Source organism: Novosphingobium sp. FSW06-99, from assembly GCF_001519065.1.
GTDB lineage: Bacteria > Pseudomonadota > Alphaproteobacteria > Sphingomonadales > Sphingomonadaceae > Novosphingobium.
In genome coordinates this window covers 410,646-432,956 of record NZ_KQ954253.1, presented here as the reverse complement: position 1 = coordinate 432,956, position 22,311 = coordinate 410,646, and the positions used below count along the sequence as shown (strand labels likewise).

At 62.3% G+C, this 22,311-nt stretch carries 26 protein-coding genes; 15 read left to right on the top strand and 11 right to left on the bottom strand.

From position 1 onward, the window contains the following. Position 1 precedes the first annotated feature (1 nt). From AQZ49_RS06755 to AQZ49_RS06745, 3 genes are read left to right on the top strand one after another with little or no spacing between them, the layout of a single operon-like run. Positions 2 to 907, top strand: a complete 906-nt coding sequence (locus AQZ49_RS06755; protein ID WP_067614197.1) for an Hsp33 family molecular chaperone HslO — start codon at positions 2 to 4, stop codon at positions 905 to 907. A 36-nt stretch (positions 908 to 943) separates the two neighbouring features. Next, positions 944 to 1,645 (top strand): 7-cyano-7-deazaguanine synthase QueC, encoded by a 702-nt coding sequence (queC, locus tag AQZ49_RS06750; RefSeq protein ID WP_067614195.1) that lies wholly within the window; start codon positions 944 to 946, stop codon positions 1,643 to 1,645. Further along, positions 1,608 to 3,218, top strand: a complete 1,611-nt coding sequence (locus AQZ49_RS06745; protein ID WP_082701603.1) for an MFS transporter — start codon at positions 1,608 to 1,610, stop codon at positions 3,216 to 3,218. Before queC ends, AQZ49_RS06745 begins: the two co-directional genes overlap by 38 nt. Before the next feature lie 89 nt (positions 3,219 to 3,307). Here the strand turns inward: AQZ49_RS06745 and AQZ49_RS06740 are convergent, their stop codons facing one another. Continuing rightward, positions 3,308 to 4,462, bottom strand: a complete 1,155-nt coding sequence (locus tag AQZ49_RS06740; protein WP_067614191.1) for a GNAT family N-acetyltransferase — start codon at positions 4,460 to 4,462, stop codon at positions 3,308 to 3,310. A gap of 184 nt (positions 4,463 to 4,646) precedes the next feature. Beyond that, entirely contained in the window at positions 4,647 to 5,732 is a 1,086-nt protein-coding gene (locus tag AQZ49_RS06735; protein WP_067614190.1) for an OmpA family protein, read from the bottom strand. A gap of 363 nt (positions 5,733 to 6,095) precedes the next feature. Here AQZ49_RS06735 and AQZ49_RS06730 point away from each other — a divergent pair, with 363 nt between their 5' ends. Continuing rightward, a complete protein-coding gene (locus AQZ49_RS06730) occupies positions 6,096 to 6,746 on the top strand; it encodes a YqaA family protein (RefSeq protein ID WP_067614189.1) in 651 nt (216 codons plus the stop codon). Here AQZ49_RS06730 and AQZ49_RS06725 read toward each other — a convergent pair. The 3 genes from AQZ49_RS06725 to AQZ49_RS06715 are packed head-to-tail and all read right to left on the bottom strand — an operon-like array spanning position 6,743 to position 8,954. Then, positions 6,743 to 7,486, bottom strand: coding sequence for a GDSL-type esterase/lipase family protein (locus AQZ49_RS06725; RefSeq protein ID WP_067614188.1), 744 nt, complete (start codon positions 7,484 to 7,486; stop codon positions 6,743 to 6,745). The two genes, AQZ49_RS06730 and AQZ49_RS06725, sit on opposite strands and share 4 nt — an antisense overlap. Before the next feature lie 3 nt (positions 7,487 to 7,489). Next, entirely contained in the window at positions 7,490 to 8,707 is a 1,218-nt protein-coding gene (locus tag AQZ49_RS06720) for a serine palmitoyltransferase (RefSeq protein ID WP_067614186.1), read from the bottom strand. 7 nt (positions 8,708 to 8,714) lie between these two features. Next, complete coding sequence (locus AQZ49_RS06715) at positions 8,715 to 8,954, bottom strand: acyl carrier protein (protein ID WP_067614184.1); 240 nt, start codon at positions 8,952 to 8,954, stop codon at positions 8,715 to 8,717. Between the two features lie 308 nt (positions 8,955 to 9,262). Here AQZ49_RS06715 and AQZ49_RS06710 point away from each other — a divergent pair, with 308 nt between their 5' ends. Together AQZ49_RS06710 and AQZ49_RS22205 are read left to right on the top strand one after the other, a co-directional pair. Next, the gene (locus AQZ49_RS06710; RefSeq protein ID WP_067614182.1) at positions 9,263 to 11,872 is read left to right on the top strand and encodes a TonB-dependent receptor; all 2,610 of its coding nucleotides are present in this window, start codon (positions 9,263 to 9,265) and stop codon (positions 11,870 to 11,872) included. A gap of 925 nt (positions 11,873 to 12,797) precedes the next feature. Continuing rightward, positions 12,798 to 13,235 carry a hypothetical protein gene (locus tag AQZ49_RS22205; protein ID WP_156428178.1) on the top strand — a complete coding sequence of 146 codons (438 nt, stop codon included), beginning with the start codon at positions 12,798 to 12,800 and terminating at the stop codon, positions 13,233 to 13,235. Between the two features lie 8 nt (positions 13,236 to 13,243). On the opposite strand, the gene AQZ49_RS22200 is transcribed toward AQZ49_RS22205, so the two are convergent. Continuing rightward, on the bottom strand, positions 13,244 to 13,750 hold the full coding sequence (locus tag AQZ49_RS22200) for a hypothetical protein (RefSeq protein ID WP_156428177.1): 507 nt from the start codon (positions 13,748 to 13,750) through the stop codon (positions 13,244 to 13,246). Positions 13,751 to 13,889: 139 nt separating this feature from the next. Between AQZ49_RS22200 and AQZ49_RS06700 the strand changes: the two genes are divergently transcribed. Continuing rightward, the gene (locus tag AQZ49_RS06700; RefSeq protein ID WP_067614178.1) at positions 13,890 to 14,138 is read left to right on the top strand and encodes a hypothetical protein; all 249 of its coding nucleotides are present in this window, start codon (positions 13,890 to 13,892) and stop codon (positions 14,136 to 14,138) included. 54 nt (positions 14,139 to 14,192) lie between these two features. Here the strand turns inward: AQZ49_RS06700 and AQZ49_RS06695 are convergent, their stop codons facing one another. After that, complete coding sequence (locus tag AQZ49_RS06695; protein WP_156428176.1) at positions 14,193 to 14,588, bottom strand: hypothetical protein; 396 nt, start codon at positions 14,586 to 14,588, stop codon at positions 14,193 to 14,195. Positions 14,589 to 14,595: 7 nt separating this feature from the next. Next, entirely contained in the window at positions 14,596 to 14,958 is a 363-nt protein-coding gene (locus tag AQZ49_RS06690) for a response regulator (RefSeq protein WP_067614174.1), read from the bottom strand. 96 nt (positions 14,959 to 15,054) lie between these two features. On the opposite strand from AQZ49_RS06690, the gene AQZ49_RS06685 reads away from it, so the two are divergent. From AQZ49_RS06685 to AQZ49_RS06665, 5 genes are read left to right on the top strand one after another with little or no spacing between them, the layout of a single operon-like run. Beyond that, a complete protein-coding gene (locus AQZ49_RS06685; RefSeq protein WP_067614172.1) occupies positions 15,055 to 15,291 on the top strand; it encodes a DUF3572 family protein in 237 nt (78 codons plus the stop codon). Next, positions 15,288 to 15,917 carry an HAD family hydrolase gene (locus tag AQZ49_RS06680; protein WP_067614168.1) on the top strand — a complete coding sequence of 210 codons (630 nt, stop codon included), beginning with the start codon at positions 15,288 to 15,290 and terminating at the stop codon, positions 15,915 to 15,917. Before AQZ49_RS06685 ends, AQZ49_RS06680 begins: the two co-directional genes overlap by 4 nt. Next, the gene (locus AQZ49_RS06675; protein WP_067614166.1) at positions 15,914 to 16,381 is read left to right on the top strand and encodes a RidA family protein; all 468 of its coding nucleotides are present in this window, start codon (positions 15,914 to 15,916) and stop codon (positions 16,379 to 16,381) included. The genes AQZ49_RS06680 and AQZ49_RS06675 overlap by 4 nt, the downstream gene beginning before the upstream one ends. Further along, on the top strand, positions 16,353 to 17,159 hold the full coding sequence (locus AQZ49_RS06670) for a glycerophosphodiester phosphodiesterase family protein (protein WP_067614164.1): 807 nt from the start codon (positions 16,353 to 16,355) through the stop codon (positions 17,157 to 17,159). Before AQZ49_RS06675 ends, AQZ49_RS06670 begins: the two co-directional genes overlap by 29 nt. Beyond that, positions 17,156 to 18,292 (top strand): GNAT family N-acetyltransferase, encoded by a 1,137-nt coding sequence (locus AQZ49_RS06665; RefSeq protein ID WP_067614162.1) that lies wholly within the window; start codon positions 17,156 to 17,158, stop codon positions 18,290 to 18,292. The genes AQZ49_RS06670 and AQZ49_RS06665 overlap by 4 nt, the downstream gene beginning before the upstream one ends. A 24-nt stretch (positions 18,293 to 18,316) precedes the next feature. Here AQZ49_RS06665 and AQZ49_RS06660 read toward each other — a convergent pair whose 3' ends face one another. Then, positions 18,317 to 18,673, bottom strand: coding sequence for a hypothetical protein (locus AQZ49_RS06660; RefSeq protein ID WP_197410953.1), 357 nt, complete (start codon positions 18,671 to 18,673; stop codon positions 18,317 to 18,319). Positions 18,674 to 18,956: 283 nt separating this feature from the next. Between AQZ49_RS06660 and dksA the strand changes: the two genes are divergently transcribed. Together dksA and AQZ49_RS06650 are read left to right on the top strand one after the other, a co-directional pair. Continuing rightward, positions 18,957 to 19,415 (top strand): RNA polymerase-binding protein DksA, encoded by a 459-nt coding sequence (gene dksA, locus AQZ49_RS06655; RefSeq protein WP_067614160.1) that lies wholly within the window; start codon positions 18,957 to 18,959, stop codon positions 19,413 to 19,415. A gap of 262 nt (positions 19,416 to 19,677) precedes the next feature. Next, a complete protein-coding gene (locus tag AQZ49_RS06650) occupies positions 19,678 to 20,043 on the top strand; it encodes a PilZ domain-containing protein (protein ID WP_067614317.1) in 366 nt (121 codons plus the stop codon). A 28-nt stretch (positions 20,044 to 20,071) separates the two neighbouring features. Here the strand turns inward: AQZ49_RS06650 and AQZ49_RS21740 are convergent, their stop codons facing one another. Further along, entirely contained in the window at positions 20,072 to 20,248 is a 177-nt protein-coding gene (locus tag AQZ49_RS21740) for a DUF1674 domain-containing protein (RefSeq protein ID WP_082701602.1), read from the bottom strand. 70 nt (positions 20,249 to 20,318) lie between these two features. Here AQZ49_RS21740 and AQZ49_RS06645 point away from each other — a divergent pair, with 70 nt between their 5' ends. After that, complete coding sequence (locus AQZ49_RS06645; RefSeq protein WP_067614158.1) at positions 20,319 to 21,605, top strand: RsmB/NOP family class I SAM-dependent RNA methyltransferase; 1,287 nt, start codon at positions 20,319 to 20,321, stop codon at positions 21,603 to 21,605. A 163-nt stretch (positions 21,606 to 21,768) separates the two neighbouring features. Here the strand turns inward: AQZ49_RS06645 and msrA are convergent, their stop codons facing one another. Beyond that, a complete protein-coding gene (gene msrA / locus AQZ49_RS06640) occupies positions 21,769 to 22,296 on the bottom strand; it encodes a peptide-methionine (S)-S-oxide reductase MsrA (protein WP_067614157.1) in 528 nt (175 codons plus the stop codon). Positions 22,297 to 22,311: the final 15 nt, after the last annotated feature.

Genomic DNA, 22,311 nt, shown 5'->3' with positions numbered 1-22,311 from the left:
CATGGCGGGCGAAACCGATACCGGGTTTGACCGGACCTTGTTTTTCACAGTGCCCGACCGCGATGCGCGCGGGCGACTGGTGCGGCTGGGTCCGGTGCTCGACACCGTGCTGGGCGCGCACGCCTATCCGGTGCCCTTGCGCAATCTGCTGGCAGAAGCGCTGGTGCTGGCCGCATTGCTGGGGTCCTTGCTCAAGGATCAGGACGGGCAATTGACCTTGCAGGTGCAGAACAGCGAAGGGGTGGTCGATCTGCTGGTGTGCGACTATCGCGCGGGCGAATTGCGCGGCTATGTGCGCCACGATCGCGCGCGGCTGGATGAACTGGGGCCCAATCCGTCGCTCCATGCGCTGTTTGGCGAAGGCTTTCTGGCGGTCACGTTTGATCTGGCCGCCAGCGGCCAGCGCTATCAGGGCATCGTGCCACTGGAAGGCGAGACGCTGGCGGCGGCGTGCGAAAGCTATTTTTTCCAGTCCGAACAAGTGCCCACGCTGATTCGCGTGGCCGTCGATTGCAGCGGGCCGCAGGCCATCGCAGCGGGATTGCTGTTGCAGCATTTGCCCGATGGCGAGGAAGGCCGCGAACGGCTGCACGCGCGGCTCGACCATCCCGAATGGGACCATCTGGCGATCATGGGCGGGTCGGTGCGGCGCGACGAGTTGCTCGACCCGGCCTTGTCGCTGGAAGCGCTGGTGTGGCGACTGTTCCACGAAGAGCGCGAAGTGCGCGCCGATCGTGGCCCGCAACTGGTGCGCGGATGCCGTTGTACCAGCGACTATTACCGCCAGGTGCTAGCCCGGTTCGGCGAAGCGGAACGGCGCGAAATGGCCAATGAGACAGGCGCAATCGTGGTCGACTGCGCATTCTGTTCGCGCGCCTTCGATATCGTGTTTGACGATCTGAGCTGATTGCAAATGCCGCTCGGCCCGGCTAGCCACGGGGACATGACGGCAAAGGTTCAGCGGCGCGCGGTGGTTCTCCTGTCCGGGGGGCTCGATTCGATGGTCTGCGCCGCGCTTGCGCGCGAACAGGGCTTTGACGTGCTGGCGCTGACATTCGATTACAACCAGCGCCACCGGGTCGAACTTGACGCGGCACGCGTGGTCGCCGCGCGGGTTGGGGTGGAGCGCCATGTCGTGCTGCCACTCGATCTGCGCGCGTTCGGCGGGTCGGCGCTGACCGACGATATCGCCGTGCCCAAGGACGGGGTCGGGCCCGATATTCCGGTGACCTATGTTCCCGCGCGCAATCTGGTGTTCCTGTCGCTGGCACTGGCCTGGGCAGAGGCAACCGGATCGCGCGACATCTTCATCGGCGTCAACGCGCTCGACTATTCGGGCTATCCCGATTGTCGCCCCGAATTCATTGGCGGGTTCGAAGCGCTGGCGCGGGTGGCGACAGCTTATGGTGATCGCGGCGGCACGGTAACGATCCATGCCCCGCTACAATATCTGAAGAAAGCCGACATTGCCCGAGAAGCGGTGCGGCTGGGACTGGAGCCTGCGGAAAGCTGGTCGTGTTATGACCCCATGCCCGATGGTCGGGCCTGTGGTCAGTGCGATAGCTGTCGATTGCGCTGCGCAGGTTTTGCCGAAGCGGGGATAATCGATGGAACAGCTTACGCCGACAGACTCACTGGCGGCTGATCCGCCGGGTACCGATCGATCCGCGCCGGGCACCGGTTATGCCGCGCCGGGCACCGGTTATGCCGCGCCGGGCACCGGTTATGCTTGGTATGCACTGGCCGTGCTGGTGCTGGTCTATGCGCTCAATTTCATCGATCGGCAGATGCTGACCATCCTGGCGGCGGACATCAAGCACGATCTGAAAATCACCGATGCGCAGTTCGGCTTTCTCTATGGCACCGCATTTGGCGTGTTCTATGCGGTGTTCGGCATCCCGCTGGGCAAGCTGGCCGATCGCTGGTCGCGCAAACGGCTGCTGACGCTGGGGCTGGCGACCTGGTCGACGATGACCGCGATGTCGGGGCTGGCGGGCAATTTCGCGCAACTCGGGCTGGCGCGGATCGGGGTCGGCGTGGGGGAGGCGACCGCCGGGCCTTGCGGCTATTCGCTGCTGTCCGATTTCTTTCCGCCGCGTCGGCGCGCAACCGCGATCGCGATCTTTTCGGCGGGGATCTATCTGGGCGGTGGCGGCGCGCTGTCGCTTGGCACGGGGCTGGCGCATGCCTGGGACCACGCCTTTGCGCCCGGCACGCGTCCGCTCGGGCTGGCCGGATGGCAGGCGGCGTTTCTCGGGCTCGGGCTGCCGGGGCTGGTGATGGCAAGTTGGGTGGGCTCGTTGCGCGAACCCCGGCGTGGCCGGTTCGAAGCCGCGGCGATGCCCCCGGACATGCCTGCCGGCAAGGCATGGCGCGCGTTTCTCGATGATCTGGCCGCGCTTGCCCCGCCGTTTACGCTATGGGCGGCGGCGCGGCGGGGACCGGCGGCCTTGCGCAGCAATGTGCTGAGCCTGGTGGTGGTCCTGCTGGTGGCGGCGGGGATGACCTGGCTGCTGGGCGATCCGGCGCAATGGTTCGTGCTGGCGATCGGCATCTATGCGGTGGTGTCCTGGTCGCAGGCGCTGCGTGCCGAAGATGCCGAGGCGTTTGCGATGATCTGGCGCAACCGCGCGCTGGTGGGGGTCAACGTCGGCTATGGGCTGACGTGCGCGCTGGCCTATGCCGCCAGCGCATTCGGGCCGCTCTATGCGATCGAAACCTTCCATGCCCCAGCGGCGCAAGTGGCGCTGATCGTCGGCGGCGGCGGCGCGGCCGGCGGCGCGCTGGGGGTGATCGCGGGGGGCTGGCTGGGCGATTGGCTGTCCGGCGGGGTGCACCATGCGCGCCGGGTGCTGGTGATCATCGGCGCACTGGTGCTGGCGATGGTACCCGACGCGGTGCTGATGAGCACGCACTCGCTCACCGTCTATTATGCCGGGGTGTTCCCGCTGTGGTTCCTGCTGAGCGCTGCGCTGGGCAGTTCGTCGGGAACGGTGGTCAATATCGTGCCGCCCCGCCTGCGCGCCACCGCGGCGGCGGCGTTCTTTCTGGGGGCGACCATGCTGGGGCTGTCGATGGGGCCCTATGCCGCCGGGCGCATTTCGCAGGCGACCCATTCGTTGTGGGCCGGGCTGGTTGCGGTGATCGCGGTGGTTCCCTTCGCGCTGATCGCGCTGGGCCTGGCCTGGCGCGATCTGGCACGAAAGGAAGCGGGCTGAGTGCGTATCGAAAGTCGCCTTTCGGCGACTTTGTACCATCCACCGTACCGGGGGCGCGGGGCGGTGGGTGGTACTTTCGAAACAGACCCTCAGAGCGCCTTTTCGTAGATCGTGTAGACTTTGTTGACGCGGCTTTCGATCGCGTCGGCAATCGCCACCATGCCCTGGTTGTCTTCCAGGATCCAACCGATCTCGCCCCGGCTGGCGCCATAGTTGGCCACCGAATTGCGGCGGATATATTCGATCATCATGAAGGCGAGCTGGCTGGCCAGGCGCGATGACTGCAGCTTTTTGCGCACGCCCATCAGCGGCACGCGCATCGTGCGCACCCTGGGCTTGCGCAGCCACAGCAGCAGCTTGATGAAGTTGAACGGAAACAGCTTGCCGCCCATCGGTTTGATCGCTTCGTTGAGATCGGGCAGCGTCATCATGAACGCCACCGGTTCGCCATCATATTCGGCGACCATGATCAGATCGTTGTGCACGATCGGCTTGAACTTCTTGCCGGCATATTTGATTTCGGTGTCGGTGAACGGCACAAAGCCCCAGTTGTCTGACCAGGCATCGTTGAGGATGTCGAGGATCAGCGCCGCTTCGGTGTCGAATTTCGACTTGTCGACATTACGGATGCGGATGCGCGGGTTCTTTTCGCCCGACTGGACGATCCGCTGGATCAGCGGCGGAAACGGCTTGGTGATGTCGAGCTCATAGGTGTTGAGCAGCTTGGCCGGGGCGTAATCGCCCAGTGCCAGGATGTAGTCGTTGTAGCGTTCGGGCTGATGCCCCATCATCACCGTTGGCGGATGGTCAAATCCCTTGGTCAACTGGCCCGGTTCTTCCCACACCGACATCGACATCGGCGCGAGCACGCGGGTCATGCCCTTGTCGCGCAGCCAAGCTTCGGCGCGCGCGATCAGCGCATGGGCAATCGCCTGATCTTCGGCTTCGAGCATGCCCCAGTTGCCAGTGCCGGGGCCCATGCCCTGCACGGGGTCCATGCCCACCGCCAGATGATCGATATGCGCCGAAATGCGACCGACCGTGCGGCCGTTCTGGCGCGCCAGAAAGAATTGCACGTCGGCATGTTCGAAAAACGGGTTCTTGCCGGGTGTTACCAGTTCGACCGCTTCCATATGCAGCGGCGGAACCCAGTTGGGATCACTGGCATTGAGGCGATAGGCCAGATCGACGAATTCCTTGCGCTCTGCAGCAGTGCCAATCGGCACAATCGTGATCTCGCCCATCCTTAAACCCCTCATGCGAATCCGCCGCCTTGCCCGGCTGCGTCGCCAATGCCCGCCTTTGCCGAATCAGGCAAGCTGCGGGGCGTTCACCGATTCGCCAGGCACAAAAAAGGCCGGACGAGTCCGGCCTTTTTCAGTCTGGTGGGGCATCGGGACCGCACTGGGCAATCCCGATGCTGCCCGATTACATGCCTGCGTGTTCGCCGTACGTGATTTCCACGCGACGGTTCTGCAGTTCGCGCACGCCATCCGCGGTCGGAACGCGCGGGTTGGCCTTGCCCCATGCCTTGGTGGAGATTTCCGAGGCCGGGATGCCGTGGGCGGTCAGGTAAGCCTGAACCGAAGCGTTGCGGCGAGCCGACAGCGCCAGGTTGTACTTCACCGTGCCCGAAAGGTCGGTGTAGCCATCGAGCTTGATCGGAACGCTGGCGCAATTGCCATACGCGGTGATCGCGTTGTCGAGGATCGACGCCGCTTCGGGCGTGATGTCCGACTTGTCCCAATCGAAGAACACGATGTACGGGCCCTTGTTGCACACCGGAGCCGGGGGCGGCGGGGGCGGCGGGGGCGGCGGCGGCGGCGGCGGCGGGGGCGGCGGCGGAGCTGCCGGAGCCGGAGCCGGTTTCGGTGCACCACCGAAGTTGTAGGTCAGCGTGCCCATGAACGAGTGGCTGCGATAGCGGCCACCGATGATGTCGCCGCCCCAGGCAGCGCCCTGGCCGACCTGGTTGACGCCATCGACGTTGAAGTAGCTGTAGCGCAGACCGACATCGACATGGTCGGAAACCGGGGCGCGGACGCCCGCGATCAACTGCCATGCAAACTTGCTGACAGCGCCGGCGATGCCGTAGTTGGGATCGTTGATCAGCTGCGAAACGCGGGCAACCCCGACGCCGCCACCGATGAAGCCCTGCAAGCCATTGTCGGGACCGAAATCGACCAGCCCGTTGGCCATCGCATCCCATACATGGGTGTGGCCATATTCGGGGGTGGTGACGCCGTTGACCGTCAGGTCCTTCGGCTTGTTGGTGCGATAGCCGCTTTCCGCTTCAAGGCGGAACGTGCCGAAGTCGTAGCCGATTTCACCGTTGAAGGTGCCGCCGGTGTGCGAGTCCAGCGTGCCATCGAAACCAATGCCGCTGGCTTTGTTTTCGTTTTCGAGAATGGATACGCCAGCTTCGCCTTCGACGTACCACTGACCAGTGCGCGCAAAGGCGGGCGTCGCCATGGCGGTTGTCGCCAGGACCAGGCCCAGGACCAGTTTCCGCATTATCGTTTCCCCTTTTGTGTAGGTATTTTCGCTACGTCGTGGCTTGGGCTCTACCGTTTTCATTGGTTTTTCGCAAGCGCGAGAATGGTGAATGTGTTGCAATCCGGCAACTGTTGTCCCGGATGTGGTAGTCGGTACCGCCGTAATGGGACAAATTTGCGGCTATAGGTACCGCAACGGACCAAGCTGGCAACCTTACCTTGCGCCCGACTGCCTGTGGCCTGCGCCGACGCGCTTTGGCTGAGTCGCAGGCCTTGATGCGTGCGACGGGTGCCGCGCGCGTTTACCTCTGGCCCTTTGGGGGTGGGTCTACTAATCAGCCGTTGCATCATCACCCGTGTCTTGCCTGCAACAGGATTTGCCATGCTTCGCCGATTGTATGACTGGACTATGGCCAAGGCCGCGCATCCCCGTGCAGAATTGTGGCTGGCCTTTTTTGCCTTTGCCGATGGCGGCTTGTTCCCGTTTCCGCCCCATCCGTTGCTGGCGCTGATGTGCCTCGCCGCGCCGAACAAGGCGGTCAGGCTGGCGCTGGTGACCACGGTTGCCTCGGTCGCGGGTGGCCTGCTTGGGTATGGCATCGGCCACTTTGTCTATCAGGCGGTCGGTGCGCAGTTGTTGTCGGTGCTTGGCCTCACGGCGAAATTCCCCACTGCCGCCTGCTATCTCAACGCCTATGGCACCGAAATCATCGTGTTCAAGGCGGCGACGCCGATCCCGTTCCTGCTGCTGTCGGTCACCGCGGGCTTCATCGCGTTTCCGGTGCTGACCTTTGCGGCGGCCAGCCTGGTTTCGCGCGGCGTCATCTTTTTGACCATCGGGGTGCTGTTCCGCGTGTTCGGTCCACCGATCAAGGCATTCATCGACCGTTATCTCGCGTGGTTGGTCGCTGCGTTCGTCGTGGTGGTGCTGTCAGGCTATATCGCGTTTTCGATCCTGAGCGGCGGCACCAAGGTAACCCATGACAAATGCGCGCATGTTGCCGGGTTGCCTGCCGGGGCGAGTGCGATCTAACGGGCTCCGGCGTGCTGCTCTGCTTCGGCAATGGCGGCGCGCGCGATCGGTTCCATCAGTGCATAGCCGGCGGCATTGGGATGCACGCCGTCGGCTGACAGGCCGGGCTTCATGGCGCCTGCCGGATCGGCCATCGCGCTGTAATAATCGGCATAGACCAGCCCGCGCTGTTTCGCGAGATCGCGCAGCCAGGCGTTGAGCGCCACGATCTGCGCCGCCGGGCGATAGCCGGGGCGCCAGGTGAACGCACCGGCGGGCAGGATCGATCCCACCACGACGGCGATATTGTTGGCGCGCGCCATGTCGATCATGGCGAGGACCGCATTGGCATAGTCTTCGGGGCTCGACGGGCCGGTGTTGCCGGCAATGTCGTTGGTGCCGCACATGATCTGCACCACATGGGGGTTCAACCGCACCACGTCCTGATAGAACCGCGCCATGATCTGCGTGCTGGTCTGCCCCGACACGCCGCGATCGACGATGCCGTCGGCAAACAGCGCGGGCGCGGTCGGCAGCCAGAATTCGGTGATCGAATCGCCGATCAGCACCGCGCGGGGCGGTTTGTCCACCGCGTGGTTGGCATCGCGATAGTGGCACAGCGCAGGCCAGTCCTGGTCCGCGTTGCGCGGAGGCGTGCAGGGGGTTTCGGTCATCGCGGTGGTCGCCCCGGCGGCGCTCGCCGGGGCTTGCGCCAGGGCCGGGGTCGCCGTCAGTGCCACCAGGGCCAGCCATGCGCGCATCGGTCAGATGATCCCGACGGCCTTGCCGGCGCGTTCGAACATGCCGATGATCGTCTGCACTTGTTCAGCGGTATGTTCGGCGCACAGCGAACAGCGCAGCAGCGTCATCCCGGCCGGGGTGGCCGGGGGCCGCGCCAGATTGACATAGAGCCCTTCGTGCAACAGCGCTTCCCACATTGCTGCGCCGCGTTCGAGATCGGGCATGATCACCGAAATGATCGCGCTTTGCGGTGTCTGCGTGCCCAGCGCAAAGCCCCGTGCGATCAGCCCGGCGTGCAGCGTGCGCGAATTTTCCCACAGATGCGCGCGCTTTTCGCCGGCATGCATCAGCTTGCGGATCGAGGTCGCGGCGGTGTGCACGACGCTGGGCGGCAGGCTGGCGGTAAACACATAGGGGCGGCACACCAGCCGCATGATTTCGAACTTCGGGTGGTTCGACACACAGAACCCGCCGACGGTGCCGACCGATTTGGAAAACGTGCCGATCACGAAATCGACCTGATCGAGCACGCCCTGGTCTTCGGCCACGCCGCGCCCGTTGGGGCCGATAAAGCCCATCGAATGGGCTTCGTCGACCAGCACCATCGCGCCGTGCGCCTTGGCGACTGCGATCATCTCCTTGAGCGGGGCGATATCACCCAGCATCGAATAGACGCCTTCGAGCACCACCAGCTTGCCCGCGCCTTCGGGAATGCGGCGCAGGCGCTTTTCCATCGCCTCGATATCGTTGTGCTTGAACGGCACGACTTCGGCGTCGCCCATCTTGCAGCCATCCCAGATCGAGGCGTGGCTGTCGATGTCGAGCACGATATAATCGCCTTTGCCCGCGATCGTGCTGATGATGCCCAGATTGGCCTGGTACCCGGTCGAAAACACCATGGCATGATCCATGGCGTAGAATTCGCGCAAGGCGTCCTCGACCGCGCGGTGCCCGGCATACGTGCCGTTGAGCACGCGGCTGCCGGTGGTGCCCGATCCGAATTCGTCGAGCGCCTGCTTGCCGGCCGCGATGACATCGGGATCGAAGGTCATCCCCATGTAGTTATACGTGCCGAGCAGGATCGTCGGGCGCCCGTTGCAGATGGCTTCGGTCGGCGACAGCACGCGTTCCATCACCAGGTTGAACGGGTCGGTCAGCCCGGTCGACAACAGCGCACGGCGCTGTTCGATCAGCGGATCGAATTTCGAAAACAGGTCGGTCTGGGTCAAAACGTCGGTCATGTGGTGATTAGCCCCTCAGCCGGGTCACGGCGTCGACCAACTGGCCATATGTCTCGATTTCGGCCTGCTGGTTCATACTGATGATGATGTCGAATTCGTCCTCGATCGCGGCGACGAAATCCATCACCGTCAGGCTGTCCCATTCGAGATCGCCGGCAAACGTAACCGTATCGGTGATCGCAATGCCCTTCTTGTTGAAGGGCGCGATCAGGTCGGCAATCCGGGCGCTGGTTGCGGCGCGGTCCATGCAAATTCTCCAATTGGGCAAGCCTGCCCCTGCCAGATGATTGCGGCGGAAAAGCGGCTAGGCCCCCGCAATGTCAAGCGCAAGGGCCTGATCGGGCGCCACCGGCGAAACCGGTGGGTGTTGCACAAACAACGCATGTGCAGCATTTCGCGGCCATTGCCCCACCGGGTCAGCTTGTCGCAAACTACTCACAATTGTAACAATCCGGTGCTTAGCGCGGGCTCCACAGGCGGTTCGTCGCTGGCTGCGGCGAATCACAAATCTGTGCGCCGCAGCATTACGGTTCACATACCATGGGGGTACACGACATGCGTTCAATCCGCACCCTGGCCGGAGCGGCCAGCACTCTTGCCGTGGCGATTGCCACGCCGGCATTCGCGCAATCGACCGGTACGCAGGATTTTGAAAACACCATCGTGGTCAGCGCGCATCGCGCCGATCTTTCGGTCGGCGGCATCGATCTGCCCGACACCTCGAAGGCCAAGGCCACGCTGACGCAGGAATGGCTGCAGCATCAGGTCGGCGGCCAGTCGATCAACGATCTGGTCAATTTCGTGCCCGGCGTCAGCTACACCAACAATGACCCTTATGGCGGCACCAGCGGCAACTTCTACATCCGTGGTTTCGACAACACCCGCGTGTCCGAAACGTTCGACGGCGTGACGCTGAACGACGACGGCAACTATGCGCTTTACGGCGGCGAACTGCTCGACACCGAAGTGATTGATTCGGTCACCGTCAACCTTGGCACCACCGACGTCGACAGCCCGACATCGTCGGCCACCGGTTCGACCGTGAACTTTGTATCGCACATGCCGTCTGACACGATGGGCGCCAAAGTTTCCGGTGGATACGGCACCGACAACTATTACCGCGTGTTCGGCATGATCGAAACCGGCAAGCTGGGTCCGCTGGGCACCAAGGCGTGGTTCTCGGCCAGCACCGCCGAAAACGATTCGCCGTACAACAACTATGGCAAGATCAAGAAGTGGGAAGCCAACGGCAAGATCTATCAGCCGATCAATGACGGGCATGGCGATTTCATCTCGCTGGCCGGTTTCTATGTGCAGTTGCGCAACAATTTTTCGGGCAGCGATCCGGTGTCGAACACCCCGTTGGTGGCCGACAACGGCACCGGGTTCCAGTATTTTCCGTCGTCGTACAAGAACGCCTATTATACTTATTCGCCGTGCACCACCGCCGCGGCGACCAACGGTGTGGCCAACACGCCCAACACGTGCGGCACGGCCTATGAATATCGGCCCAACCCGGCCAACCTGTTCAACTTGCGCGCGGCGATCAAGTTGACGCTGGCCGATGGTCTGACGTTCACCGCCGACCCCAGCTATCAGTTCACCAAGGCCAATGGCGGCGGCACCGTTTCGGCGCACGAAGGCTATACCACGGTCGGCACCGACACCAAGGCGACCGGCTATATCAACGGCAGCTATTACGTCGGCCAGGACCTCAATGGCGATGGCGACACGCTCGACACGGTCACGATGTATGCGCCCAGCCAGACCAAGACCCACCGCGTCGCGCTGACTTCGTCGTTGCGCTATGACGTCACGCCGACCCAGACGGTGCGTCTGTCTTATGCCTTTGCACGGTCGGACATCACCCAGACCGGCGAAATGAGCTATCTCAACAGCGATGGCAGCCCGGTCGATGTCTATGCCATCAACGATCCGGTGATCGACGCCAACGGCTTTCCGATCGAAAAGCGCGATACCGAATCGATTGCCGAACTGAACCAGATTTCGGGCGAATATCGCGGGCAGTTCTTCGACAAGCACCTGACCGTCTCGGTGGGCGTGCGCGCACCGTTCCTGCACCGCGTGCTCGATGACTATTGCTTTACCCGCAACAACGCCGGTGCCACCTCGTCGTCGGTGTGCGCGTTCGGGGCGTCCGGTGCGGCCTATGGCGCCATCAATCCGTATGTTTACAACACCACAACCGGAGCCGCGACCGGTGCGGCCGCACCGCAGACGCGCAAATACAATTATAGCACGGTTCTGCCCAACATCGGCGCCACCTATAAACTGCCTAGCGTCGGCGAAGTGTTCTTCAACTATTCCGAAGGCTTCCAGGCGCCCTATACCACGTCGCTCTATAGCACATTCTATTATCCGCAGGGCACGCCCGGTATCGAGCCTCGGCCGGAAAAGACCGAAAACTTCGACCTTGGCTATCGCTACAATGCGCGCCGCCTGACCGGGCAGATCGATCTGTGGTACACGCATTACACCAACAAGCTGGGCACGTCGTATGACTCCATCCAGCAGATCACGACTTATACCAACCTCGGCCCGGTGCAGCGGTACGGCATCGATGCCAATGTCAGCTACAAGATCACGCCGCACGTGCTGGCCTATGGTTTTGGCTCGGTGCTGCATTCGCGGATCGAACAGAACACCATTTCGGGTGTCAGCGGGTGCGCCTCGACCGTCCTTGCGGTCGAAGTGGGGCAGTCGGCCTGTGCGGGTGGCGCGACCTATCTGTTGACCGGCGGCAAGTCTGAATCGGCGATGCCGCACTTCATGATCGGCGGTCGTCTCCAGGGCGATATCGGGCCGCTGACGCTTGGTGCGCAAGTCAAGCATACCGCCGATCGCTACGTCAACGACGAGAACGTCGGGCTGTATTCTTCGGGCAACACGCCGACGGTGGCGAATGGCGTGCAAGTGTGGGGATCGAAGTATCCGTCCTACACCACGGTCGATCTCGACGTGCGCTATTCGCTCAAGAGCATTGTTAACGAACGGTCGTTCGTGCAGCTCAACGTGACCAACGTGTTCAACGCCTATTATGTCGGCAGCGTCAGCCCCGACACGTCGGCGCTGCAGACCGGTGGCACCGACGCGCAAGTCAGCCCGCCGCGCGCGGTGATCGGGACGCTGACGATCGCATATTGATGATGAGCGCAGGTGTGGGCATCCCGAACGGGGTGCCCACACGGTGTGATGGCCAGATCGGTGGCCAATGCGCGGGGATCCGGGAACGGGTGCCCGCCGTTTTTTTGCGCGGTCAAGCCGGGTTTGCGCAGAGGACCCTAAATCGAGCACACCGTGATTGCCCTGAGATGCCCCGTGGCCAGCAGCGCCCTTCGGCTGCTGCCTGCGCAGCCGCTCAGGGTAAACTCGCAGCGTCGTTCGTCGGTCACAACGGATGCCGCGTTGCTTTGTCCCCAATCCCGACAGCGAACGGATTGCGTTCCGCATAGCTGAGACGCCGGGCCAAAATCGGCTCCGTCACGGTGTCCTGATCTATTTCGTCGAGATCCTGATACCAGGCCGCGCAAAGCGCTGTTCATACCTCCCGCCCCACCATCCCGCCCCACCAGCATAGCCTGCTGGTATCGTTGATGGTCGGGCGGGGAGGGGCGGGAGGTATGACTGCACGTCAGTGCAGCTTGGTATGAGGCCCAAGTTTTGGGATGGTAGTGCAAACGGTTGCTCCTGTGGCGCGCCACGAAAAGGCTGATGGTCCTGGAACCCGTGTTTAAAGGGAGGCGGTTTGCGGCCTATTCCAGCAGGCAATTCTTTCCTAAAATAGCGCGAAGCGCCGTGAGAAAATTCATGCAAGACGATGTTTTTCAAGCCATATTGTGATGCATATCTATAAAATTTATCAATAATAATCAAATAAATATCAAATATTTTGCTATGATAATTGTCGATTATTCAAAATTCGAGCTAAATTATTTTGCCAATTAACCAAATTGGAATATATTTATGAACTGCCTGATTCGTAATTTACGGCTCAATCGATCAGGTAAATAAGCGTCTCGAGTTGTATTTCGTGCGGGACTTTTCATTCGATTATTCGATGAGGTGGGGCATGATTTCTTATAACCGCGATAAACTCGTCGCTTTGGAGAATATTCTTCAAGAAATTCTCATTCTTGATGGAGAATATGTTCCAAGAATGCAATGTGGTCATTTGGGAAATAACCATTTGAGCGCAGCCAGGTCGGAGATTGCATCACGGCGAGGCCGCCGAAAAACGTTCGCTGGAATGGAAGTATTTTCTGATCCTGCCTGGGACATATTGCTTGAGCTGTTTGTCGCCGACGTTATTGATGTAAGGCTGTCGGTCACTGCGGTTGGGCTCGATGCTGGCGTCGCGCCCACGACTGTGATCCGTTGGATTTCCGTTCTCGAAGGGTATGGCCTTGTAAAGCGTGTCTGTGATCTTGCGGACAAGCGCCGAAGTTGGATATGTATGACGAACAAGTCGAGATCAATAATGGGGAAATATTTTTTAGAAAACTGGTAAATTAAATATCAGTGTTTTGATGAATCGTCGTGGCTAATTTCAAGTAATTCTAGTGCGGTTGATAAGATGGCTCCGACGTGAATTATTTTTGGGTTTTTTGAATCCATGGAATCTATTTTCTCTACTAAAAATTTTATTTGCTCTCTTAATTCAAATATCTGTTTTTTTTCAAGATTTTCTGGTTTCATGTCTCGTGTCCCACGCCGCGGAGCCAGATTTGAGGTGTTGGTCGTGGGCGTATAATCGAAATTTGTTCGCGAGTCGCAATTTCGCTTGATCCGAATGTGACTTGTAACCGCGCCACGGCATGGCTCATGCGTGCAAGAGCGCTCGCCCTCGACAATCGCGGGTGCCGGTTTTACCATCTTTTCTATCGTTGGTGCTGCCGTTGCCGCGTCGATGTGCGCGCCTTGGCCTGGTCGACGGGCGTGGTGCGGTGCTGTGCGGCAACCGATTGCCGGCGTCGCGGTCGATTGGATGAACAACATCATCTTGCGGACATAAGTAAAATACATCCATTTTGAATTAAATTTATATCAATCGATTGCATGCAGAAAATAGCGATAATTTTCAGCGATAAAGCTAATTATTGTTTTTATGGAATTTCCTGGACTAGAAAGGTTAATCCGATCGGTGGGAAAAGGAAATTCCGCTGTGATAAAGATCGTATTTTTATGGTTAATTTCTTCCATAATAATCAGCCCGTTCATCGGGCGATTTATCAAGGGTAATATCCATATTGTGGGCGATGACGATTTTCGTGAGAAGATCATTGTCGTCGAAAGATCCGCATACGAAGGGTCTGTCGCGACGGACGAAGCCACCAGCGCGGCGACGTATCCGGCAGCGGCCACGCAATCCGACTATGCATCCGTGGAGCCGCAAATGAAAATCGCCGTCTAGTTAAAAGGCCGCAATGAATCTCGGATTATGACGAGAAACGATATGCAAACGATCCTAACCATCGAAGATATATTGAAAGTCAAACTCGTAACAAGTGATTTTCGCGTAATTTACAATCTGTTTGTTCACGGTCCCACCCGATCGAGCGAGCTGTTTCATCTCAGTCGAGCATCGGCCGCGAATTTCCAGATCATCCTGCGTCGACTCAGGAACGACGGATTGATCGTAGCGCAGCAGGTCGACAGCGATGGACGTGCGCGTGTCTATGATCTTGCGCCCCAAACGAGGCTGCAAATCGAAGAGATCGTCAGCGATGAGCGTGGTGGTCGCCTCTTGAGGCTGGCCTCGCAAAGATAAGCTCCGTTGGCGGGAAGACGGCCTGGTTGTCGCTTCGCCTGCGTATTCGGGAAGTGATTCGCACGTTTTCGCCCAGGCTGTGCGTTCGCGCATTTTCGCCCTAAATCAACTGCCCGACTGCCTGCAAGAATGGCATGATTGAAACCGGTTTGGCCAGATAGCCTTCGGCGCCCGCTTCGCGGATGCGCTCTTCGTCGCCCTTGCCGGCATAGGCGGTGACTGCCAGCACCGGGATGGCCCGCAACGTCGCGTCGGCTTTCAGCGCCTCGATCAGTTCCAGACCGGAAATCTTTGGCAACTGGATGTCCATGATCACCAGATCGGGGGCGAACGCGCGGGCGCGCTCGATCACCGCAAATCCGTCGGCCAGCGGCTCCACCTCAAAGCCCTTGGCCTTGAGCAGATCGCTGAACAGTTTGCGGTTGAGGTCGTTGTCCTCGACAACCAGAATTCTTTTTGCCACGGAACGACCTTATGCATCGGGAGACACCGGTTCCCCGTCTATGCATGCAAAAGGACGCTGGCAATCATTCGCGAACCAACTTCGCCCGCCGATCCGATGGCGCTCGCGCTCCAGGCGCTGGTCTTCGTGCTGGGGGATGAACCGCGCACCGATCGCTTTCTGGCGCTGACCGGGCTGACCCCCGATGCCCTGCGGGCAGGGGTGGACGATCCGGTGATCATGGGCGCGGTGCTCGAATTTCTCGCCAATCACGAAGCGGATCTTGTGGCGGCGGCTGCGGCGCTCGATATACCCCCCGAAACACTGGCTGCGGCCTGGGAGAAACTGCGATGACCCGCCCGCTGGTGATCAGCGATTGCGATGAAGTGCTGTTGCACATGGTCGCCCCGTTCAAGGACTATGTGGCGCAATGCCACGGCATCGATTTCGTGATGAAGGACAACGATTTTGGCAAGGCGATGCGCTATGCCGACGATGGCCGTCAGGTCGAAGGGCCCGAAATCTGGCGCCTGCTCAACCTGTTTTTCGACACCGAGATGTACCGTCAGCACCCGATCGTCGGCGCGGTAGAAGGGATCAACGCGATCGCCGCGCATGCCGATGTGGTGATCCTGACCAATCTGGGCGATGACCGGCGCGCCGCGCGCACGCAGCAACTGGCCGATCACGGCATCCACGCGCGGGTGTTCACCAACCAGGGCCCCAAGGGCCCCGCGTTGCGCGCGATCCTGGATGAATATCGCCCCAGCCGCGCGGTGTTCATCGACGATCTGCCGCAGCACCATGCCTCAGTCGGCGAAATTGCCCCCGAAGTGCACCGGTTGCATCTGTGTGGCGAGCCGATGCTGGCCCCGCATATTTCCTGCGCGCACGAGGCGGGCCACGCCCATGCCCGGATTGACACGTGGTCGCACGCGCTGCCCTGGATCATGACCCGTGTACATGGAGAGACCGAATGACCGATACCGTTGCTGACACGCTTGCCGCGGCAGGGTTCGTCCTGCCCCAACCGGCCGCGCCCGTTGCTGCCTATGTGCCGACCGTGCTGGCGGGCGACATGCTCTATGTTTCGGGCCAGGTCTCGTTTGTCGATGGCACGCTGCTGACCGGGCGTCTGGGTGAAGATGTCAGCCTGGAGGAGGGCAAGCGCGCTGCGCAGGCTTGCGGGTTGATGCTGCTGGCGCAGGCCAAGGCGGCGCTCGGCTCGCTCGACCGGATCGAGCGCGTGGTCAAGCTGGGCGCGTTCATCAATTCGGCCGCCACCTTCACCGACCAGCCCAAAGTCGCCAACGGTGCCTCCGAACTGATGATCACCGCCTTTGGCGACGCCGGGCGCCATGCGCGCAGCGCGGTCGGCGTGCCGGTGCTGCCGTTGGGCGCTGCGGTGGAAATCGATGCTGTATTTGCTGTTCGCACTGCTTGACCGCTGGTTCGTGCCGCCCCCGGCGCGGGGGCGGTGCGACTGGTTGACGGCCACAGTCTATGCCCATCGCGGGTTTCATGACCGGGTCGGCGCGCGCATCGAAAACAGCGCGGCGGCGTTTGCGGCGGCAATCGCGGCAGGGCTGGGCATTGAATGCGATGTGCAATGCAGCCGCGACGGGCAGGCGATGGTGTTCCACGATGACGACCTGGCGCGCCTGACCGGTCAGGCCGGGCGGCTGGCCGACGAGACCGCCGCAACGCTGGGGCGGATCGTGCTGACGGACAGCACCGATGCCATCCAGCCGCTGGGCGCGCTGCTGGCGCAAGTGAGTGCGCAGGTGCCACTGCTGATCGAAGTGAAGATCGCCCGTGGCGGTCATATCGCGCCGCTGTGCCTGGCAGTGCGCCGCGCACTTGAAGGCTATGCCGGTCCGGTTGCGGTGATGAGTTTTGACCCGCGCGTGTCGGCATGGTTTCGCCGCTATGCGCCGCGCGTGGTGCGCGGGCTGGTGATGACCGAGGCGGGCTGGCGCACGCTGGGCGCCAAGGCGCGGCGGCATGTGGCGCTGTGGCGGGCGCGGCCCGATTTCCTGGCCTATGACATCGACGATCTGGCGGGTTCGTTTGCGCAAAGCCAGCGCCGGCGCGGGGTGCCGGTGTTGAGCTGGACGATCGACAGCGCCGCGCGCGTCACCCGTGCCGCAAACCGCGCCGATGCGCCGATTGCCGAAGGCGAAGGGCTGGCGCTGCTGCTGGCCGAAAGGGCGCGGGGATGAGCCATATTGCGCGGATCCATCAGGGCGTTGGCGCGATTGCCGCCGCCGACTGGGACCGCATGGCGGGCACCGACAACCCGTTTGTCAGCCACGCCTTTCTCTCGCTGCTCGAACAATCGGGCAGTGTTGGCGGACGCACCGGCTGGAGCCCGCTGCCGATCGTGATCGAGGATGCCGAGGGGCATCCGCTGGCGGCCTTGCCCGCCTATCTCAAGACGCACAGCCAGGGCGAATATGTGTTCGACCATGCCTGGGCCGACGCGTGGCAGCGCGCTGGCGGGGCATACTATCCCAAATTGCAGATCAGCGTGCCGTTCACCCCGGCCACCGGGCCGCGCCTGCTGCTCGGCGATCGACCCGATCTGGCCCCCGTCTTGCTGGCGGCGGCGCAGCAGGTCGCGGCCGAACATGACCTGTCATCGGCGCACGCGACATTCATCGCTCCCGATCAGGTTGGCCTGTTTGAGGCATCGGGCTGGTTGCCGCGCGCCGATATCCAGTTCCACTGGGAAAACCGGGGCTATGCCTCGTTTGACGATTTTCTGGGCTCGCTGGCCTCGGCCAAGCGCAAGAACTTGCGCAAGGAACGCGCGGCGGCACAGGCCGGGGTAGAGATCGCCGCGCTCAGCGGCGAGGCCATCCGCGCCGAACATTGGGACGCGTTCTGGGCGTTCTATCAGGACACCGGCGCGCGCAAATGGGGTAGGCCCTATCTGACCCGCGCGGCGTTCGATCTGATGGGCCAGACGATGGCCGATCGCATCCTGCTGGTACTGGCCTTCGTCGACGGGGTGGCGGTGGCGGGCGCGCTGAACTTCATCGGGCGCGATGCGATCTATGGCCGCTATTGGGGATCGGTGATCGACAAGCCGTTCCTGCATTTCGAGCTGTGCTATTATCAGGCGATCGATGCCGCCATTGCACGCGGCCTCAAGCGCGTTGAGGCGGGGGCGCAGGGGCAGCACAAGCTGGCGCGCGGCTATGAACCGGTGCAGACCATTTCGGCACATTACATCGTCGATCCGGCCTTTCGCAGCGCGGTGGCCGATTTCCTGGTGCGCGAACGTGCGGGGGTCGCGCAGGACCAGCAATGGCTGGGTGAGCGCACACCGTTCCGCAAGGATCAGGACTGAATTTAGGCCACGCGCATCGCAGGTTTACGCGACACGCATTGCCGGGCTGGCGCGCAGCCATTCGCGGGCGCGGCGCTGCGCTTCGGCGATTTCACGCGCGGTCATGTCTTCGGCAACATCGGCGCGGCATTGCGCGGCATGGTCATGCCCGCCGACAGCGGCCAGGTTGAACCATTTGTGCGCTTCGACCAGATCGACTGCCAGCGCGTCGCTGCCGGTGCAAAAGGCCATGCCCAGATCGAAATAGGCCTCGCTTTCGCCATCTTGCGCAGCGGCCAGACAGTGCGCGACAAACGCGTCGCGTGCGGCATTGCTGGCGGCTGTTTGCGCCGCCGATTGCATGTCGGTGCCTGCCACCAGCTTGATATTTGCGTGATCCATTGCCCGTTATCCCCAACCTCTTCGCCCTGTCCCGTGATGGGCGCCACTGCCGCAAGGTCGGCGGGTTTGGCTAATATATGGTTAACGACGGCAAGATTCTGCCGATCTGCCCGGTTTGCCCTGATGTTCAAAACCCGCCCGTCGCAAAAAGAGCTTGGCAGAATGACTTGTGCGCAAGAGGCGTGCCCCCTATAGGCGCGGCAAACCGGGATACGGGGTGCCGAAGCCGGGTGGCGTGATGGCAATCGGTCCGGGGTCGGAAGGCGCGTAAGCGGAGGGCCGGATGGCTGGGATTTTGAGTGACGAAATCGACGTTTTGGCCAAAGCCCGGCGCGCCATGCCGGGGGATTACGTTCCCGGTGAAGACGAACCCTATATGAGCGAGCAGCAGCAGGACTATTTCCGGCGCCTGCTGCTTGAATGGAAACGGTCGATCCTGTCGGCGGCGGTGAACACGCTGTCGGCGTTGCAGGAAGGTCCGATCCGCGAACCCGATCTGAATGATCGTGCCAGCAGCGAAACCGATTGGGGTATCGAACTGCGCACGCGCGACCGCCAACGCAAACTGATTGCCAAGATCGATTCGGCGATGCGCCGCATCGATGAGGGTGAATACGGGTTTTGCGAAGTGACGGGCGAACCGATCGGTCTGGGCCGTCTGATCGCGCGCCCCATCGCCACGATGACGGTCGAGGCACAGCAGGCGCATGAACGCCGCGAAAAGGTTTCGCGCGACACCTGACCGGGTCTGCCGGACAAGCCCGGTGGGGGCGTCCACACCGGGGTTTCGCGTGGATCTGCGCGGTCTTGGCAATTGTGTGCCAAAACGGGGCCATGCCGAACAGGTCTGGTTAACGCACAATCATCTTAACACTTCATTTGCCACTGAGCGGTACCCCTTTGCCCAACGTCCCGACGGATCGGGGCGGATGGGTTTTTACGGTTTTCCGACAGGCGGGGTGCCTGGATTGCAAAGCCGATGACAAAGAAACGGAATTTGCGTGGTGACGGACATCGATCATCGGCAGGCCGGTCGCGACAGCCTGTTCCTTATGGCTGATCTGCGGATCGAGGCGCAGGCGGGAGACCACCGGGTCAAAGTCCGCAACTTGTCTGCGCGCGGCATGATGGCCGAGGGGACTGTTCGCGTCACATCGGGGGTCGGGGTCGAAGTCAGCTTGCGCAATCTTGGCTGGGTGCCTGGCCGGGTCGCCTGGATTCAGGACAACCGCTTCGGTATCGCCTTTCTCGACGACATCGATCCGCGGGTGGTGCGCGCGCCGGCAGGACAGGGCGCCGGCGAACACACCCCGCGCTATCTGAAATCATCGGTCCAGCCGCCAGACCCACGCAATCTGCGCAAGCTTTGATGGCCTGTAACACCGACACTGCCGTCATCTAGAAATCGATGGCGATCCCGTTGCGTTCCCAGTCGCCAAACCGGGTCGGGTCAAGCCCGTCGGGATCCTTGGCCGGCGCGGCGGCGCGCGGTTCGGGCAGGGGAGGATTGGTCCAGTGTGGCGGGGGTGTGAAACTCACCGGGCGGATGGTGGCGCGCTTGGTCGGTTCGGTCATGTCCTTCCAAATGCGCCCATGCGCGCGGCGTTGCAATTGCCAAGTGGGGCATATGCGACGATAGGGGCACATGACCCGTTCGCGTTCGACCCCCGCCACCACCCCGCCTGCCGAAATTCCCGGCGCTGCCACCCGGCTTGCCGCGCTGCGCCTGATCGATGCCGTGTTGCGCCGGGGCGAGCCGCTCGATCGGGCCGCGCCGCCGCTGTTGCGCCCGGTGCCGCGCGCCGATGATCGTGCGCTGGCGATGGCAATCGCACAGGAAGTGCTGCGCTGGCTGGTCGATCTCGATGCGCTGATCGACAATGCCATGCGCCAGCCTTTGCCCGACGATGCCAAGGCGCGCAGTGTGCTGCGGATGATGCTGGTGCAAGTGCTGCGGCTGGACCTGCCGCCCCATGCGGTGATCGCCACCGGGCTGCCGCTGCTGGCGGGCGGCCCGCGCCGGCTGGCGCACGGGGTGTTTTCCGCCGTGCTGGCGCGCGGGGCCGAGGCGGTATTGCCGATTTCGCCCAGCCTGCCCGATGCGGTTGCGCTGCGTTGGGAAGCGGCGTGGCCCGACCGGCTGGACGCCATCGCCGCAGGGCTGGCCGAACCGCCGCCGCTCGATCTGGCGCTGGCCGATCCCGCCGCCACCGCGCACTGGGCACAAGTGCTGGGCGGGGTCAGCCTGATGCCCGGCCACGTGCGGCTGGAACGCGGCACCCCGGTGGAAAGCCTGGCCGGATTTGGCGAAGGCGCGTGGTGGGTGCAGGATCTGGCCGCGATGATCCCCGCGCGCCTGATCGGGCCGCCGCCGTTTGCGGGCGCGCGCGTGCTCGATCTGTGCGCCGCGCCCGGTGGCAAGACGCTGCAACTGGCCGCTGCCGGGTGGCAGGTGACTGCGCTCGACAAATCGGCGCGGCGGGTCGAACGCCTGACCGAAAATCTTGTACGTACCGGCCTGAGCGCCGATGTGATTACCGCCGACGCGCTGACCTGGACGCCCGAGCAGCGCTTTGACGCGGTACTGATCGATGCGCCGTGCAGCGCCACCGGCACCGCGCGCCGCCATCCCGACGTGTTGCACCGGTTGCAGGCACTGGACGAACTGGTCGGCCTGCAATCGGCCATGCTGGCGCGTGCGGCGGATTGGCTCAACCCCGGCGGCACGCTGGTCTATGCGGTATGCTCGCTCGAACCCGCCGAAGGCGAAGATCAGGCGCGCGGCTTTGCCGGAACCCCGGTGCCGATCACGCCCGACGAATTGCCCCAGGGTATCGTGCCCAGCGCCGCAGGCTGGCTGCGCACCGACCCCGGCATGCTGTCCGGGGTCGGCGGTCTGGATGGCTTTTTCGCGGCGCGCTGGACGGTTTAGAGTCTGATCGGAAATTCCGGCTTTGCCGAAATTTCCGAAGGCCGCACCGGCCCGCTCCCCCACCCGACCACCCACGTAAGTGTATGGTATTGGGTGGTCGGGTGGGGGAGCGGGCCGGTGCGGCCTTCAAAATTCGCTCTTTGGCGAATTTTGAATCAGCCTCTTAGGCTTTGACGCGGTCGGCAAAGCTCTTGCGCAGTTTGTTGAGTTTGGGCGGGATCACCGCCAGGCAGTAGGGATTGCGCTGCCCTTCGCCTTCCCAGTATTCCTGGTGGTAATCTTCGGCCGGATACCACGTGGCGGGGCCTTCGATCGTGGTGACGATCGGGGCTGGCCAGTGCGACGCGTTGCGGGCAATCGCGGCCTCGGCCTCGGCGCGCTGCGCATCGTCCAGCGGGAACAGCGCCGAACGGTACTGGGTGCCCACATCGTTGCCCTGGCGGTTGAGCGTCGTCGGATCGTGGATCACGAAAAACACGTCGAGCAGCGTGCCATAGTCGATCACCGCGGGATCAAACGTCACCCGGATCCCCTCGGCATGGCCGGTGGTGCCCGAACAGACCTGCTTGTACGTCGGGTTGGGCACGGTGCCGCCAATATAGCCGCTTTCGACGCCCGAAACGCCGATCACGTCGCGCAGCACCGCTTCGGTGCACCAGAAACAGCCGCCGGCAAGGATGGCTTCGGCCATGGAAAAACCCTTTCG